At 54.6% G+C, this 16,598-nt stretch carries 19 protein-coding genes and 3 tRNA genes; 1 reads left to right on the top strand and 21 read right to left on the bottom strand.

Annotated elements, in window-relative coordinates; translation table 11 throughout:
• Position 1: 1 nt before the first annotated feature.
• The 21 genes from ABYV89_RS02710 to murJ form a co-directional block, all read right to left on the bottom strand.
• The gene (locus ABYV89_RS02710; protein ID WP_432821381.1) at positions 2 to 826 is read right to left on the bottom strand and encodes a sulfite exporter TauE/SafE family protein; all 825 of its coding nucleotides are present in this window, start codon (positions 824 to 826) and stop codon (positions 2 to 4) included.
• A gap of 58 nt (positions 827 to 884) precedes the next feature.
• Positions 885 to 958, bottom strand: a tRNA-Cys gene (locus ABYV89_RS02705).
• Between the two features lie 134 nt (positions 959 to 1,092).
• Positions 1,093 to 1,398 (bottom strand): MTH1187 family thiamine-binding protein, encoded by a 306-nt coding sequence (locus ABYV89_RS02700; protein ID WP_432821380.1) that lies wholly within the window; start codon positions 1,396 to 1,398, stop codon positions 1,093 to 1,095.
• 300 nt (positions 1,399 to 1,698) lie between these two features.
• Positions 1,699 to 1,775, bottom strand: a tRNA-Arg gene (locus tag ABYV89_RS02695).
• A 58-nt stretch (positions 1,776 to 1,833) separates the two neighbouring features.
• Entirely contained in the window at positions 1,834 to 2,349 is a 516-nt protein-coding gene (locus tag ABYV89_RS02690; RefSeq protein ID WP_432821379.1) for an adenine phosphoribosyltransferase, read from the bottom strand.
• A 45-nt stretch (positions 2,350 to 2,394) separates the two neighbouring features.
• A complete protein-coding gene (locus tag ABYV89_RS02685; RefSeq protein ID WP_432821393.1) occupies positions 2,395 to 3,339 on the bottom strand; it encodes a sigma-70 family RNA polymerase sigma factor in 945 nt (314 codons plus the stop codon).
• Between the two features lie 91 nt (positions 3,340 to 3,430).
• A complete protein-coding gene (locus ABYV89_RS02680) occupies positions 3,431 to 4,186 on the bottom strand; it encodes a peptidoglycan DD-metalloendopeptidase family protein (RefSeq protein WP_432821378.1) in 756 nt (251 codons plus the stop codon).
• Positions 4,187 to 4,280: 94 nt separating this feature from the next.
• A complete protein-coding gene (locus ABYV89_RS02675) occupies positions 4,281 to 4,874 on the bottom strand; it encodes a YqaA family protein (RefSeq protein WP_432821377.1) in 594 nt (197 codons plus the stop codon).
• 2 nt (positions 4,875 to 4,876) lie between these two features.
• Positions 4,877 to 5,530: a protein-L-isoaspartate(D-aspartate) O-methyltransferase gene (locus ABYV89_RS02670; protein ID WP_432821376.1), complete on the bottom strand. Its 654-nt coding sequence runs from the start codon at positions 5,528 to 5,530 to the stop codon at positions 4,877 to 4,879.
• On the bottom strand, positions 5,530 to 6,306 hold the full coding sequence (gene surE, locus ABYV89_RS02665; protein WP_432821375.1) for a 5'/3'-nucleotidase SurE: 777 nt from the start codon (positions 6,304 to 6,306) through the stop codon (positions 5,530 to 5,532). Before surE ends, ABYV89_RS02670 begins: the two co-directional genes overlap by 1 nt.
• A 27-nt stretch (positions 6,307 to 6,333) precedes the next feature.
• Positions 6,334 to 6,705 carry a MerR family transcriptional regulator gene (locus tag ABYV89_RS02660; protein ID WP_432821374.1) on the bottom strand — a complete coding sequence of 124 codons (372 nt, stop codon included), beginning with the start codon at positions 6,703 to 6,705 and terminating at the stop codon, positions 6,334 to 6,336.
• A 27-nt stretch (positions 6,706 to 6,732) separates the two neighbouring features.
• The gene (locus ABYV89_RS02655) at positions 6,733 to 7,014 is read right to left on the bottom strand and encodes an integration host factor subunit alpha (RefSeq protein WP_432821373.1); all 282 of its coding nucleotides are present in this window, start codon (positions 7,012 to 7,014) and stop codon (positions 6,733 to 6,735) included.
• A gap of 84 nt (positions 7,015 to 7,098) precedes the next feature.
• Complete coding sequence (pheT, locus tag ABYV89_RS02650) at positions 7,099 to 9,513, bottom strand: phenylalanine--tRNA ligase subunit beta (protein WP_432821372.1); 2,415 nt, start codon at positions 9,511 to 9,513, stop codon at positions 7,099 to 7,101.
• Between the two features lie 60 nt (positions 9,514 to 9,573).
• A complete protein-coding gene (gene pheS / locus ABYV89_RS02645) occupies positions 9,574 to 10,590 on the bottom strand; it encodes a phenylalanine--tRNA ligase subunit alpha (protein WP_432821371.1) in 1,017 nt (338 codons plus the stop codon).
• Positions 10,591 to 10,707: 117 nt separating this feature from the next.
• Complete coding sequence (gene rplT / locus ABYV89_RS02640) at positions 10,708 to 11,061, bottom strand: 50S ribosomal protein L20 (RefSeq protein ID WP_432821370.1); 354 nt, start codon at positions 11,059 to 11,061, stop codon at positions 10,708 to 10,710.
• A gap of 114 nt (positions 11,062 to 11,175) precedes the next feature.
• Entirely contained in the window at positions 11,176 to 11,373 is a 198-nt protein-coding gene (rpmI, locus tag ABYV89_RS02635; protein ID WP_432821369.1) for a 50S ribosomal protein L35, read from the bottom strand.
• A gap of 69 nt (positions 11,374 to 11,442) precedes the next feature.
• Positions 11,443 to 11,955 (bottom strand): translation initiation factor IF-3, encoded by a 513-nt coding sequence (infC, locus tag ABYV89_RS02630; protein ID WP_432821392.1) that lies wholly within the window; start codon positions 11,953 to 11,955, stop codon positions 11,443 to 11,445.
• 11 nt (positions 11,956 to 11,966) lie between these two features.
• Entirely contained in the window at positions 11,967 to 13,883 is a 1,917-nt protein-coding gene (gene thrS / locus ABYV89_RS02625) for a threonine--tRNA ligase (RefSeq protein WP_432821368.1), read from the bottom strand.
• Positions 13,884 to 13,950: 67 nt separating this feature from the next.
• Positions 13,951 to 14,025 (bottom strand) — tRNA-Val (locus ABYV89_RS02620).
• A 65-nt stretch (positions 14,026 to 14,090) separates the two neighbouring features.
• A complete protein-coding gene (locus tag ABYV89_RS02615) occupies positions 14,091 to 14,615 on the bottom strand; it encodes a methylated-DNA--[protein]-cysteine S-methyltransferase (protein ID WP_432821367.1) in 525 nt (174 codons plus the stop codon).
• Entirely contained in the window at positions 14,612 to 16,180 is a 1,569-nt protein-coding gene (gene murJ, locus ABYV89_RS02610) for a murein biosynthesis integral membrane protein MurJ (RefSeq protein ID WP_432821366.1), read from the bottom strand. Before murJ ends, ABYV89_RS02615 begins: the two co-directional genes overlap by 4 nt.
• 252 nt (positions 16,181 to 16,432) lie before the next feature.
• Between murJ and rpsT the strand changes: the two genes are divergently transcribed.
• A partial coding sequence (gene rpsT / locus ABYV89_RS02605; protein WP_432821391.1) for a 30S ribosomal protein S20 occupies positions 16,433 to 16,598 on the top strand: 166 nt, incomplete at its 3' end.

The raw sequence follows: 16,598 nt of genomic DNA, 5'->3' as shown, positions 1-16,598 counted from the left end.
TTCAGAAAAAGAGCGTATTGAAAATGATCCTGGCTCCAACCAGGGTTAATACAAGGGCGAAAATTTTTATCAGTTTAGCATGACTTAGGCGACCGGTCAGCTTGACTCCCACGCGGGCAAAAACGATGGTGAAGGGTGCAACCAGGGCTGCCACCAGGACATTGACATAGCCCAGGGAGTAAGGGGGGAGGTTCGGCAGATTCCAGCCATGGTAGACGTAAGAAAGCATACCGAAAATCGATGACACAACGATCAGAGCGCTGGAGTTTCCAACGGCCAGATGAATAGGCAGCTGCAGAATGATCAGCATCAGGGGGACGGCGATGACCCCGCCGCCAACACCGAAAAATGCCGAAAACGCCCCGCCTGCAAAGCCGACAGCAAGGAGTTGACTGGCAGGGAGCAGCCCGGTACGTTCAGGTGGCAGGTGGGGTTGAAAAAAAACCAGCTTGAATGCCACAAGGATCTGCATCAGGCCGAAAAATATTTTCAGCCAGTCACCGGACAGAGCCGCAGCCAGGGAGCCGCCAACCAGGGCCCCGCCGATCCCGCCAAGAGCCAGGCGAAGGATGTGGTGCCAGTCGACGTTCCCTCTTTTACGATGACCAAGCGTGCTGCTGATGGCCGTGGGAATGATAATGCAGAGGCTGGTGCCGAAAGCGGCATGGACGGTGATTTCGGGGGAAAAGCCGGCGTACTTGAAGACCCAGAGAAAGAGCGGTACCAGGATGATGCCGCCGCCGATGCCGAGCAGGCCAGCCAGCAGACCGGCCAGGGAGCCGAGAAGAACGAACAGGAAAAGAATTTGCGGGGCAAGCAACAGCATCAGACCCCCTGTAAGAAAGAAAAGCCAACCTGTGGCCAGGTTGGCTTTTCTTTGATAATGGAGGCCCCGACCCGATTTGAACGGGTGATGGAGGTTTTGCAGACCTCTGCCTTACCACTTGGCGACGGGGCCGGATTGTCATTTATTCTCTGCCGCTTAAGGCCCGGTATTGATATCAAATCGACCTTTGCCTGTCAAGGAGAAAAAAACATTGATTCATACCGTTTCTGTGCCGGCTGCTACGATATCAGGACCGCGAGAATATTTCAGCTTTTCCGTTTTGTCTCCACGGATTTGATTTTGCCGGCCATGGTGTGTTCAGCCCGGTCGCGCCGGTCATCAATCTTGATCAGGGTCGAGACCCGCATTGCGCCGATCCTGAAAGGGGATTCGTGCATGGAACGTACAACCCGCAGGATATCGTCTAAATCCCCCTCAATGACAGTCCCCATGGGGGTCAGCTGATGCTTGAGCCCGCTGGCCTCGACAATCTGCAGACAGCCGGCGACGTACGACGAAACTCCAGGCGAAGTGGTTCCCAGCGGAGTGACGCTGATTTCAACAACGGCCATTGATTCTTCTCCTTCTTGCCTTGGTCCTTTGATTCAAGGGCAATTTAATCGCATAACATAACCCCTGACCATTGGCAGATGCCTGCGATTGATTGCTTTAGGTCGCTCTTATGCGTAACGAACTAACCATTGAAAATGTGGGTTCTGACAAACTTTGAACGTGGTGACGCGGATAAACTATACTGCAAAAAAAGGTTTATACCCTGAGGTTGACAGCCCCTAGTGAACGAAAGGGTTATGCCCAGAGTATACCGGTAAACGAAAAGGGTTAGGCATTAATACCTAACCCTTTGTTTTTAATGGCGGCCCCGGCGCGATTCGAACGCACGACCTACCGCTTAGGAGGCGGTTGCTCTATCCTGCTGAGCTACGGGGCCGAAGGTCGGTATTTATAACGCAACGGGAACGCATTTGCAAGCCCCGCAGCCTTCCAAGTCAGAATTTAAGCAGACTGAACACCTTGTGATCAGGCAGGCGCTTGCGTCCTTCGAGGAACTCAAGTTCAGCCATGAAGGCGCACTCGACGACTTCGGCGCCAAGTTCTTCAACCAGATCGACTACGGCTGCAACCGTGCCGCCGGTTGCCAGCAGATCGTCGGCAACGATTACCCGGTCGCCTGGTTTGAAGGCGTCCAAATGAATTTCGAGGGTGTCGGTTCCGTATTCGAGTTGATAGGTTTTCTTTTTGGTCTTGTAAGGCAGCTTACCCGGCTTGCGTACCAGGGTTATGCCGGTTCCAAGCTTGTATGCCAGGGCGGCGCCGAGAATGAAACCTCGGGCCTCGACACCGACGATCTGATCGATATGCTCGCCGACATAGCGATGGGCGATCAGGTCGATCATCCGGTGAAAGCTCTTGGGGTCGGAAAGAAGCGTTGTGATATCCTTGAAGACGATGCCTTTTTTAGGGAAATCCGGTATGTCACGAATAATTTTTTTCAGTTCATCCACTACGGTCTCCTTCAATTCATTATCTTAATGCTGATCCGTCGAGAATCAGTCATCTTCCTGCGTGGCCAGGCGCCCGGAAGCCTGGTGATCACTTCTTATTTTTCTTAGTTTTTCCAGGCTTTTGGCCTCAATCTGGCGAATTCTCTCGCGGGTAACGCCAAAACTGCGCCCAATAGTGTCCAGCGTCTGCGGTTCGCGGTCATCCAACCCGAAGCGCAACGTGAGAATTTCTCTTTCGTTATCACCGAGACTGTCGAGCCATTCTGAAACCAGGGCATACTTGTTGAGGTCTTCAATCAGCCCGGAAGGGTCTACGGCGGTCGGGTCCTCGATCGTATCTATCAGGCTGTAATCGTTGTTTTCGCCCATCGGGTGCTCGATCGAATAAGTTTTCTTGACCAGCACCATCAGGCGCCGGATATAACTGTTTTCGACTCCCATTGCCTCGGCGATTTCATGGATATGCGGTTCACGGTTGAACTTGTGAACCAGTTCCCGACTAATCTTGATCAGTTTGTTGATATCATCGGAAACGTGAACCGGCAGGCGAATCGTCCGGCTCTGATTGACCAGTGCACGTTCGATGGACTGGCGGATCCACCAGGTGGCGTAGGTGGAAAAACGACATTCCTTGCTGAGCTTGAATCGCTCTACCGCCTTGATGAGCCCGAGGTTCCCTTCTTCGATCAGATCGAGAAATGGCAAACCGCGATTCATGTAGCGCTTGGCGATCTTGACCACGAGGCGCAGATTGCTTTCGATCATCCGATTGCGCGCCGCTTCGTCTCCCTGGCTGATCTTTCGGGCCAGGTTCCTTTCGTCCTCGGCGGTCAACAGGGTGGTTTTCTGGATTTCTTTCAGATAAAGCTTGATGGCGTCGTCGGAATGGTCATCGCTTCCGCGATCGACCTCCTCCTCCTGCTCCTCCTCGGCTTCGGAATCTTCCGCATCTACATCGGTATCATCGGCAGCTTCTGTATCGAGATCCATATCTTCAAAATCGTATATTTCGTCAATCACTGAGGTCCTCCGATCATCGAATTGGTCATAAATTTCATGGAAGTCTAAGAGAGGCTTCAGATTAAGGCAAGTAAAAAATTGGATTTACAGCGTCCTTGCCATGCCGGATTTCAAAATGAAGCCTCGAGACCCCTCCACTCGGAGGGGTGCCGCAAAGCGCTATTTTTTCTCCCTTGCTGACAAAGGCTCCGGTGGGTACGAGGTTTTTTGAGTTGAATCCATATACGGTATAATAGGAGTCATCATGCTTGAGAATAATCAGATTGCCATACCCCTTGACGCCGTTGCCGCTGTAAATAACCCGACCCGCCGCCGCCGAAACGATTGGCGCACCCTGGGGGGCCGCAAGCTCTATCCCGCGGTTGATCTCACCTCGTTTCTCGCCAAAAGTCTTGACGATTTTACCCTTGACCGGGTAAATGAATTTCCCTTTGGCAGGCGACGGGGTCTTTGTGGTCGTCCTTGAAGAAGGGGGGTGGGATGGGTGTGATGCGGATTTCGAAACCGTTACCGGGGGGACTGGAGCCGGTTTTGGCGGCGGCGCGACCTTTGGCAACGGTGTTTTGGTGGTGACGGTCGAGGAGACTGGCTTGAGGTGGGTGGCGCCTGGCACGAACAGGAGCTGGCCGGCCCTGAGTTGAGTCGGGTCGCTGACACCGTTGACGCGCGCCAAATAATCGGGCTCGACGCCATAGGTCCGACTGATCCGGTAGAGGGTCTGCCCCTCTGCTACAGGGTGATAGACTCCCTGCGGGGACGAGCACCCCGAAAGCAGGGTCACGAATAGGCTGGCGACAACGACCGGATGAATCAGCATGAAGATTCCGTTGGCAGATCAGAAGCAAGCAGACATTACTAAACTAGCTGAATCAATGTTGAACCGTCAACTTGCAGAAGAAAATATCCTGAATTCAGAATATGTATTTGATGAGGACAAAACCTCCGATCAGGAGAATCATGAATGCCAGTGTCAGCATGTTGAAGTACTTTTCGATAAAATCGCGAACGGTCGGACCATATTTATAAATCAGCCCGGCAACCAGAAAAAATCTGAGACTGCGTCCGACCGCTGAAGCCAGCAGGAAAATGGCGAAGTTGATTTCAAAAACACCCGCACCGATGGTAATCACCTTATAGGGGATTGGGGTAAAGCCAGCGGTAAAAACAGTCCAGAAATCATAGGTGGCGAACAGGTGCTGAACATGATCGAAAGTTTGCACCGTGAAGCCCGGAACATAACGATAAAAAAACTCGGAAAGAACGCCCCACAGGCTGATTCCGATCCCATATCCGGCGACTCCGCCCAGAACCGAGCCGACCGAGGCAATCAATGCATACTTGAAAGAACGGGCTGGAATGGAGATGCACAAGGCCAGCAGCAGCACATCGGGCGGGATGGGAAAGAAAGAGGATTCGGCAAACGCCAGCAGAAAAAGGGCCGGAGCACCGTAAGGAGTAGCGGCCCAGTGCAGAACCCAGTCATACAGTCGACGCAGCATTTTCATCGTCAGCAGCCCTCTTCATTCCAGCCAAGTTTCCCTAATAATGGCACAAATTTGCAGGCAACCAGGTTTTCTTCGGTAAAGCTGTCTTCACCGGTTCGGGTCACCCGTTTAAGCACCTGAACGCCCCGGTCGCCAACCGGGATTACGAGGCGACCACCAACCGCCAGTTGTTTCAAGTAATTTGCCGGAATCGATGGAGCGCCCGCTGTCACCATGATCGCATCGAAAGGTGCAATTTCTTCCCAACCGAAGGTGCCATCAGTGACCTTGATGTTAACCGTGCCGCAGCCGATGGAATCCAGAATTTTTCGAGCACGACGGGCCAGCGAGGAGATTCGTTCGACCGAATAAACCCGGCCGGCGATTTTGCACAGGACGGCCGCCTGATATCCGGAACCGGTACCGATTTCAAGAACCTTCTCCCCCCCCTTGAGCTGCAGCGATTCGGTCATCAAACCGACCATGTAGGGCTGGGAAATCGTCTGTTTTTCACCGATAGGCAGGGGGAAGTCTCCATAGGCCTGGCCCTGAAAAGCCTCCTCGACAAAAAGATGCCGCGGAATCTGGCGCATGATTTCGAGCACGCGGTCATCGCTCACGCCTTTGGCCCGCACCTGCCGCTCGACCATATTGCGGCGGGCAATAGAATAGTCCATTATTCGGTCTCCTCCCCAAACGAACCTGTCTGTATGTTCTCGAGCCCCCAGCCCGACAGTGTCTGAAAAGACCGATAGTTAGTCAGATCAAGATGCAATGGCGTTATCGAGATATAGCCGGCGTGTATCGCATTGAAATCCGTCCCCTCGGTGTCGTGAAACCCGAGTTCACCGCCGCCGATCCAGTAATATTTGCGTCCCCGCGGGTCTCTTTTTTCGGTCACCACATCCTCATATATCCGCTTGCCCTGCCGGGTCATCCGGACGCCGTGAGGAACGCCTGCGGGGACGTTGACGTTGAAAAAGGTATCGATGGGCAACGTGTTTTTGGTAACGATCGCAGCCAGATGGGCGGCGAAGTTTGCCGCCCCGGTAAAATCCTCTTCATTGAATGAGTCGCCGACCAGTGAAACGGCAAAGGCCGGCACACCCATCAGGGTTGCCTCCATGGCAGCGGAAACGGTACCAGAATAAGTGATGTCGTCGCCCAGGTTGCCACCTTTGTTGATGCCGGAGACGACAAGGTCAGGACGTGCATCGAGAAGGCCGTGAATCCCCAGGTGGACACAATCGGTAGGCGTCCCATCGACCGCGATGAAGCCAGGTCGAATCTCCTCGGCCCGCAAGGGGGAGTGCAGCGTCAGGGCATGACCGACGGCACTGCGTTCACGGTCAGGGGCAACCACGGTCACTTGGCCAAGAACCGACAAGCTCCGCGCCAGAGCGGTAATCCCGGCTGACAGGATGCCATCGTCGTTGGTTACAAGGATCCTCAAGTAAACCTCTATGCGGGGTGAATGAGATCAGTGTTTGTCAGGTGGGGAAGCTAGTGTATTGCGTAAACGAAGCAGGTCGCGCCGGATTTCCTCTAGCAGTTGCCTGTCGTGAGCCGACTGGAGAGGAGAGGTATTCTCCCCTGCCCCTCCAGTCGATTTTGAACTGAGAATTTTTTTTGCGCCGGCAATAGTCAGGCGCTGGCGATGCAGCAGGTCTTTGATGGTGAGGGCGAGCTCGATATCCCGGCGTCGATAGAGACGCTGATTCGTTCGGCTCTTGGTCGGACGGAAAACGGCGAATTCAGACTCCCAATAGCGCAGAACGTGTGGCTTTACGCCGGTCAGTTCAGCAACTTCGCCGATTTTAAAATATAGCTTGTCGGGGATGTCGGCGTTCATGTTTTCACGCTGGCCGTGAAGTGGGCGCTATTCCTCCCCGTTAATGGAGGCCTTCAGCACCTGGCTGGGCTTGAAGGTGAGAATACGCCGTGAGGTGATTTCAATTTCGTCACCGGTCTGGGGATTACGACCTCTGCGGGTCGCCTTTTCCTTGACGACAAAATTACCGAAACCGGCAATCTTGATCTTCTCCCCATCCTCAAGATTGGTTTTCATGATATCGAAAACCATCTCGACAATTTCAGCGGATTCCTTCTTGGAAAAGCCGGTTTTAAGATAAACATTTTCAATAAGGTCCGCTTTGGTCATGTCTCCTCCGCACAAAAAATACACAGGTCCTTGAATTTACGGACTTTTATAGCACATGCTTTTGAGCATATCAACCGGTTTTTTTTAGCGAATCTCCGCATCGATATTTTTTTGCAGCGCACGCACGATTTTGCCGTGAAGGGACTGTATCTCATCATCGGTAAGGGTCTTTTCAAGAGACCGGTATCGAGCGCGGATCGCAAAGCTCTTTTTGCCCTCCGGAACCCCCTTGCCACGGTAGAGATCAAAGAGTACCACCTCTTCGAGGTTTTTATTTTTAATACCCCCAAGAACCTCAAAAACTCGGGCCGCGGTGACATCGTCATCGATCAGGAAGGCACTGTCCCGGTAGACGTCAGGGTAGCGGGACAGGGGTCGGAAACCGGGATGTGCGCCGGCCAGGGCAAAGAGTGCCGCAAGGTCGAGGTCCAGAAGGTAAGCCGGCTGATCAATTTCAAAAGTCTCAAGAATTTGCGGATGCACTTCGCCCAGGGTGCCTAGCGTCTGCCCCTGGCAGCGAAGCCGGCAGGATTTTCCCGGATGCAGAAAGTTTTCGGTTTCGTCGCCATCCCACTGCACGCCGGCAATCTTGAACCGAGAAAGAATCGCCTCCACCACCCCTTTGAGGTCGTAATAATCGATGGCGGCGCGATCCTGGCTCCATCCTTCGGGCGACCGGCGTCCGCACATGCAGGCGGTGAGCCGCAACTTTTCCACCGGCAACTCACTGCCTTCGGCGGCATGAAATACCGGCCTGAGCTCAAAAATCTGCAGATCGTTATTCCGGTAGGAAAGATTGCGCGCTATCGTATCGAGTACACTCGGAACCAGGGAAGTCCTCATGACAGCCTGTTCTTCGGTCAACGGATTGAGCACCCGGACCGTCTTGCGGCGACCGTCATCGACGGCCAGGGCGATGCGGTCCCAGCTCGCTTCAGCAACAAAAGAGTAATTGATCACTTCGGAGAAGCCGGATCCAACCATGTAGTCGCGCAAGCTGCGAACCTGCTGCTGGTGGGACGGCCCCTGATGGCAGATCAACTGACTTGCGGGCATGGTAACCGGGATGCTGTCGTAGCCATTGAGTCGCGCCACTTCCTCGATCAGGTCGATCTCGCGCTCGATGTCAGGGCGAAACGCAGGAACCTTTACAGCGAGGGCGCCATCTTCGCGATCATGGGCAAAGGCCACCTCGAAACCGATGGCGCTGAGGTGCTTCTTGATATCAATCGCATCAATATTCATACCCAGAACTTCACTGGTGCGCAAGGCCGTAAGTGACAGTGATTTCTTGGCCAGGTGCCGAGGATAAGCGTCAATGCGGCCGGTGGCGATGGTACCGCCGGCCAGCTGCTGAATCAATTCCGCTGCCCGATCCAGGGCAAGGGGAACCATGTCCACATCGGCGCCACGTTCGAAACGGTGGGACGATTCAGTATGAATGCCCAAACGTTTGCTGGTCCGCCGGATGGTGTTGGGGTTGAAGTAGGCACTTTCAAGCAGCACGTCGGTGGTTTCCGGCTTGATTTCCGAATTTTCTCCCCCCATGATCCCTGCCAGGGCAACAGGCCCTTCCCCATCGCATATGGTCAGATCAAAGTTGCCCAGCTGCCGCGGTTGACTGTCGAGGGTGGTGAATCGATCTCCCTCGGCCGCCGACTTGATCACGATACGTCGATCGCGCAACAGATTGAAGTCGAAGGCGTGCAGAGGATGGCCGAGTTCAAGCAGGACGAAGTTGGTCACATCGACAACATTGTTGATCGAGCGCATGCCGACCGATTCCAGGCGCCGGATCATCCATTCCGGCGACGGTCCGATCTTTACCCCCTTAATCAGGCGGGCGGCGTAGCGCGGACAGTACTCGGGCTCAACGATAGTTACCGAGGTTTCAAGGTCGATTGGCGCACCCGTTTCGACGACCTTCGGTACCGGCAGCTTCAACGGTTTTCCGGCCATTGCGGAAACTTCGCGGGCCACCCCGACGACACTCAGGCAATCAGGACGATTCGGAGTCAGTCCGAGTTCATAGCGGACATCCTTGAGGCCCAGGGCCTCGAATGCGGGGGTCCCCAGCTGCAAACCGGGCGGCAGGATCATGATCCCCTCGGCGTCCTCTGCCAGCCCGAGTTCTTTTTCGGAGCAAAGCATGCCGAACGACTCTTGGCCGCGGATTTTTGATTTTTTGATCTGAAAATCACCGGGCAGCACGGAACCGACCTGGGCCAGGGCAATCAGGTCGCCGGCCTTATGGTTCCTGGCTCCGCAGACCACCTGGATGGTTTCCGAACCGGTATCGACCTGGCAAAGCGTCAGGCGATCGGCCTCAGGATGGGCTTCGACAGCGAGAAGCCGGGCGACGATCACCGAATCAAGCCCTGCCCCGAGCTTTTCCATGGAGTCGACTTCAAGGCCGGCCATGGTCAGGCGGTGGGAAAGATCTTCGGGAGAAAAATCAAAATCAACGTATTGCTTGAGCCAGTTATAAGTAACAATCATTTGTTCATGTCCTTTATCGGCAAATCCTAAACAAGTCTGCGATTCTGCATTGCTTTAAGCCTAGAACTGCCTCAGGAAGCGAATGTCGTTTTCGAAGAAGAGACGCAGGTCGTTAACGCCATACTTGAGCATGGCTACCCGCTCCAGGCCCATGCCGAAGGCGAACCCACTGTAGACCTCAGGATCGTAATTGACCGATTTGAAGACCTCAGGATCGATCATTCCGCTGCCGAGAATTTCGAGCCAGCCGGAGTTTTTGCAGACCCGACACCCCTTGCCGCCGCAGATGACGCACTGGATATCCACTTCGGCGCTCGGCTCGGTGAACGGAAAAAAGGACGGCCGGAAGCGAACTCCGACACCTTCTCCGAAAAAACGATTGATGAAGGTAGTCAAAATCCCCTTGAGGTCGCCAAAGGTCACCTTGTGATCAACCAGGAAACCTTCAATCTGATGAAACATGGGGCTGAGAGTGATATCGGAATCGCGCCGATAAACCGTACCCGGAGCAATAATCCGTACCGGTGGAGCATGCTGGAGCATGGTGCGGATCTGGACCGGTGATGTATGGGTGCGCAGTACGATGTCCTCGGAGACATAAAAGGTATCCTGCATGTCCCTGGCCGGGTGATCTTTGGGGATGTTCAGAGCTTCGAAATTGTAAAAATCCTTTTCGACCTCAGGCCCCTCCGCAACGCCGAAGCCGAGTGAGGAGAAAATTTCGACGATTTCTTCGGTGACCAGGGTGATCGGATGTTTGGATCCGGAAAACCGGCCACGCCCGGGAAGGGTCACATCGATGGTTTCCTCTTTCAGGCGGCGCGCTATTTCAGCCTGACGGATTTCGCTCTGGCGGGCTTCGATCAGTTGCTCGAGTTCTTCTTTGACCTGATTGGCCAGGGCGCCAATGATCGGACGCTCTTCAGGCGACAGGCCTCCCATGCTTTTCATGATGGAGGTCATCTCACCCTTTTTGCCAAGGTATTGAACCCGGACGTCCTGTAGGCTTTTTTCGGCGTCAACCTGGTTCACGGCTCCGCGAGCCGCATCCAGCATCGCCTGCAGCTTTTCCTTCATAACCGCTCCGATCCATTATAATAAAACGATGGAAACCGGAAAGGCCTCCATCGCCAGATTACTCACGAGAAAAAAGAGAGATGAGGTTGCCCCTCATCTCTCTTTTCGATCTGCATTCTACAGCTGGGCTTTGGCTTTTGCCACGACAGCGCTGAACCCGGCCGGATCCGTCACAGCAAGCTGCGCCAGAACCTTGCGGTCGAGACCGATTTCAGCCTTTTTCAGACCGAAAACCAGGCGACTGTACGACAGGCCGTTGTCCCGGGATGCCGCATTGATACGGGCAATCCAGAGGGCCCGGAAGTCCCTTTTCTTGACGCGACGGTCACGAAAGGCGTAATTGAGTGCGCGATCGACGGCCTCGGTCGCGCTGCGGAACAATTTGCCGCGGGCGCCCCGGAAGCCTTTAGCCAGCTTCAGGACCTTGTTTCTTCTGCGTCTCGCTTTAAATCCTCTTTTTACTCTCGGCATGTCTTTCTCCTTGTTTTTTACTCAAATAAGCGGCAGAGCCGCTGCCGGATCTGAAGGGGGAGACTATTTTCCCCTCAGTTCACGGACTTAAGCCGAATCTGGTTCTCTATCCTGTTACAGATAAGGAATCAGGCGACTGATGTTGCCGGCATCCGCCTTGTGCACCAGAGTTGACTGACGCAGCTCACGCTTGCGCTTGGTCGATTTCTTGGTGAGGATGTGGCTTGTGTAAGCCTTGTTGCGACGGATGTTGCCGGCGCCAGTCTTGCGGAACCGCTTGGCAGCCCCACGGTTGGTTTTGATTTTAGGCATGACGCCATCTCCTTTTATTGTATTGCGGTTCGACCGCCGCACTGACGGGAGCGAACCTTTGACAGCCGGTTATTTTTTCGGGGTGATTACCATCGACATGAAGCGCCCCATCATGCGCGGGGTCGTCTCGACCACGCCGATATCCTGAATAGCTTCCGTCACCTTTTCGAGCAGTCGGCGGCCGAATTCAGGATGGGTCACTTCACGGCCGCGGAACATGACCGTGATCTTGACCTTGTTCCCTTCTTCAAGAAAGCGGCGGGCATGCTTGAGCTTGAACTGGAAGTCATGGTCCTCGGTCTTGGGCCGCATCTTAACTTCTTTTAGCTCAACCCGGGCCGTATTTTTCTTGGCTTCCGCAGCCTTCTTGCTCGCCTGGTACTTGTACTTGCCGTAATCCATGATCCGGCATACCGGCGGCACAGCGTTGGGGGAAACTTCCACGAGATCGAGACCGCGCTCCTGGGCGGCGACCAAAGCCTCTTCGATGCTCAGGATCCCGAGCTGTCCACCCTCGTCGTCGACAACCCTGACTTCCCTGGCACGAATGGCCCGGTTGATGTTGGTTTCTGGCTTAGCTATGGTACCACCTCCTAATGGTATAGTTTGCACTCATCCTGGACGAACTGAACAAACTGTTCTGGAGTCATCGGATCCAGGGTTTTGCCGGTTCTATCCCGCGGGGCCACCAGGCCGCCTTCCATTTCCCGATCACCAACGACAAGCATGTACGGTATTTTTTCCATCTGAGCTTCCCTGATTTTAAAGCCCAGCTTTTCGTTACGAAGATCCTTCTTTATCCGGACACCACCCGCGAGCAGTTTTTCATACACCTGCCCGACGTAATCAGCCTGATTGTCGGTGACATTGATGATGACAGCCTGAACCGGAGATATCCAGAGGGGGAAGTTTCCGGCAAAGTGTTCGATGAGAACACCGACAAAACGCTCAATGGCACCCAGAATGACGCGGTGCACCATGACCGGTCGATGTTTCTCGCCGTCACTCCCGACATAGGTGAGATCAAAGCGTTCTGGCAGGGTAAAATCGCACTGGATTGTAGCACACTGCCATCTTCTGTCAAGGGCATCCTTGAGCTTGATATCGATCTTCGGCCCATAAAATGCGCCGTCACCTTCATTGACCTCAAAGGGCAGGCCAGAATCCTCAAGAGCCGCCATCAGTGCCTTGGTTGCCCGCTCCCAATCGGCATCACTGCCGATCGATTTTTCCGGGCGGGTCGAGATTTCCATCTCGTACTCGAAGCCGAAAATCCCCATGACGTCCTGAACAAACTTGAGGACGCCCTTGATCTCGGCGTCGAGCTGTTCGGGGGCGCAGAGGATATGCGCGTCATCCTGGGTGAAACCGCGCACCCGCAGCAGGCCGTGCAATACCCCGGATTTTTCGTGCCGATGCACCGTCCCAAGCTCGAAATAGCGCAGCGGCAGGTCGCGGTAGGAGCGCATTTTCGACTTGTAGATGAGCATGTGAGCCAGGCAGTTCATCGGCTTGACGCCATAGCTCTGCTCGTCAATCTCGGTAAAATACATATTCTCCCGGTAGTTTTCATAATGACCGGAAGTTTTCCAGAGCTCGGTTCGCAGAATCTGCGGCCCCATGACGATATCGTAACCCCGCCGGAGGTGTTCACGGCGCTCGAAATCCTCGAGCAGGGTCCGCAGCAGGGCCCCCTTGGGATGCCAGATGACCAGGCCGGCACCAGCCTCATCACTGAAGGAGAAGAGATCCAGTTCGCGCCCCAGCTTGCGATGATCGCGTTTGCGGGCTTCCTCAAGCTTTTCCAGGTAAGCCTTGAGCACCTTCCTGTCCGGAAAGGCGGTGGCATAGATGCGCTGCAGCATGGCATTTTTCTCGCTGCCACGCCAATAGGCACCGGCCACGCCGGTCAGCTTGAACGCCTTGATCAGCTTGGTGGTCGGCAGGTGCGGTCCGCGGCAGAGATCGACAAAATCCCCCTGCCGATAAAGGGACACCGTGCCGTCCGGCAGGTCCTCAATCAGCTGGACCTTGTAGCTCTCGCCCATCCCCCGGAACAGGGAAATCGCTTCATCGCGAGTCATTTCCTCGCGAACAATAGGCAGATCCGCGGCAGCCAGCTCTTCCATCTTCTTTTCGATAACATCGAACATTTCCGGAGAGAAGGTCTGCTTGGTGCTGTAGAAATCGTAATAAAAGCCGTTTTCAATGGACGGCCCGATGGTTACCTGAACGTCATCACCGTACAGAGACTTGACGGCATGGGCCATCAGGTGCGCCGCGGTGTGGCGGTAGATGTCGAGCCCCTCGGGCGAATTCAGGGTAATCAGTTCGATGCGGCAGTCTTCGACAATCGGAACGGAAAGGTCTACGTTGCGTCCGTTCAGGCGGGCCGCCACGGACTGGCGGGCGAGACCTTCACCAATCGATCTGGCCACATCCTGGGGGGTGCTCCCTGATGCGAATTCTTTTACTGAACCATCCGGCAGTTCCAGTTGAACCTGGCTCATCATGGTCTCCACGAATGAAAAGAGGCATCCGGGGATGCCTCAATCAGTGTAATCGGTTGTCGGTAATTGGTAGGCACGGACGGGATTGAACCGTCGACCCCTACCGTGTCAAGGTAGTGCTCTCCCACTGAGCTACGTGCCTACAACCGTAAACTCAGTACTTCTAACAAAATGGCCCGAACATTGTCAAGCACTTTTCAGTCGTCATCACATATTTTTCATCAGGCAATTTTCAAAATCGAGCAGCCAGCGCTTGGTTTTAATCCCCTCCCCGCCAGAATACCCAGTCAACCGTCCGCCATGACCAACGACCCTGTGGCACGGAAGGATCAAGGGAAGCAGGTTGGTTGCCATGACCTGCCCTGCCGCCCGGGCCCTGCCGGGAAATCCGGCGCGCCTGGCCAGTTCCCCGTAGGTCAGGATTTCCCCGAAGGGCACACGGGCCAGTTCTTGCAAAATAGACAAAGTAAAGTCACGACGATGGGAAAAATCTATCCGCAGGTCAAAAACCCTGCGCTGGCCGTTGAAATACTCAGCCAACTGCAAACAGGCCTTGACAGCCACGCTGTCGCCAACTGTCACCGAGGTCGGATATTTGCGGTTGATCGCCTGGGCAAGCTCTTCAAGGCTTCGGCCGATCATGACCTCAACAAGGCCATTCCCGGAGGCTATCACGCCGACCTGGCCTATCGGGGTCGGCAACAGGCAATGACTGTAACAATTCGTGGTCATCGTCGCAGAACTTTCCTTTTCAGCAGGGCGACAACCTCTTTGGCCTGTGGGACCTTGAACAAATAGCAGCAGGATAAGTAAACGGCCATGCTGACCATGATCGTCCCGAAAAGCACGCCCCCTTTAAGCCATCCCTGTCCCGTGGCCTGCCATGGAGCTAAATCCAGCAGCAGCCTAACCACGACGCCCATAACGGCTGCCGCCGGAATGATCCTCGCCAGGGCGGACGACACCGAACCGAGACCGAGTCGTCCCATTTTTCTGCGCAGGGCCCATATCAGTACAAGGCTGTTGAAGACAGAGGACAATGTCAGGGCTAAGGCCAGGCCGGTATGGCCGTAAGGACGCATAAGTACCAGCCCCAGGGCAACGTTGACGAGCAGGGTCCAGAAGGAAATCACCACCGGGGTGCGCGTATCCTTGCGAGCATAAAAGGCCGGTACGACCACCCGGCTGACGCCGACAAAAAAGAGGCCGGGCGCGTAGGCGGCCAGAGCCAGGGCGGTTTGATGCACGTCGTCGAAAGAAAAGGCCCCCTTCATGAAGAAAAGACTGAAAATGGGTTCGGCACAAAGGACGAGTCCGACTGAAGCGGGGATGGTAACCAGGGCGATAAGGATCAGTGCGAAACGGAGTGATTCACGGAAGCCGCGGTCATCCCCGATTGCGACCTGCCGGCTCATGGACGGCAGCACCGCCTGGGCCAGCGAGACCACGAAAATCCCCTGGGGGAATTCGAACAGCCGCTGGCCGTAATATAGATACGAAACGCTCCCCTCCGACAAAAAAGAAGCCAGCAGGCGCGTTACCACCACGTTGATTTGATAAATGGCAACCCCGGCGATGCCGGGCAGCATCAGCCAGGCAATCCGCTTAACCTTGGGGTGCGAAAAATTGAAATCCGGCCGTAACCGGATTTTTTGCTGATAGAGCACGGGAATCTGAACAACCAGCTGCAGGGCCCCGCCAATCAAGACGCCGACCGCCAGGGCGGTTATGCTGACATCAAACCAGGTGCGCATGAAAAGAGCACAGAAAATCATGCTCAGGTTGAGCAACAGGGGGGAAACGGCAGGGACGAAATAGTGCCCCATGACATTGAACACCCCGGTCAGCAAGGCCAGCAAGCTGACAAAGAAGATATAGGGGAACATGATCCGGTTGAGGTAATCGGTCAGCGCCAGCTTGCCTTCCACAGCACCAAAACCGAAACCGATACACTTGACGACGAGGGGGGAACCCCAGATCCCCACCAGGGTCACCAACATCATCACAACAAAGAGGAGCGTCAGGCAGATGTTCGCGACCCTCTGGGCCTCTTCCTGCCCCTGCTTGTGATAGATATCGGAATAGGTTGGCACAAAGGCCGCAGTAAGTGACCCCTCGGCAAAAAAACGCCGCAGCAGATTGGGGATCGTGAAAGCCATAAAAAAAGCGTCCGTGCCGAATCCTGCCCCGAACAGGGCGGCCACGACAATATCTCTGACCAAACCGGCAACCCGGCTCAGCGAGGTTGCAATTCCCAGCACCCCTGTTGCCCTGGATATGTTCGTTTTTTCTGACATGTCTTAATCAGCTCGTCGCACAGAGTCAGTCCGCAATGGCCCCGACAGGTTAATCCAGCTGGCGTTTCGGCACCCGTAACTATGCGTAAAATGGATTATTTTGCATTAATTCAATGTGGGTTTTGCTTAAGCTGCTGATGTTAAACGGGAATAGTGAGATCATTGGAATACTTTTAACTTGACTGCGTTATTTTCCAATGATATAAACCGTTCAAGATTTAATCACAAACCAACCAACTGGAGGATAAGACATTGGCAAATCACAAATCAGCCTTGAAGAGAAACAAGCAAAGCGCGGTCCGCACCGCCCGTAACACCCACATTCGCTCAACCATGCGCACCTACGTTAAGCAGGTTCGCGAGGCGGTTGCCGCCGGTGACAGTGAAGCGACCAAGGTTGCCATGGAACGTGCGGTAC

This window comes from Trichloromonas sp. (assembly GCF_041583255.1).
GTDB lineage: Bacteria > Desulfobacterota > Desulfuromonadia > Desulfuromonadales > Trichloromonadaceae > Trichloromonas.
Note: the sequence above shows the minus strand (reverse complement) of the source record. Positions and strands in the feature narration are given on the sequence as shown.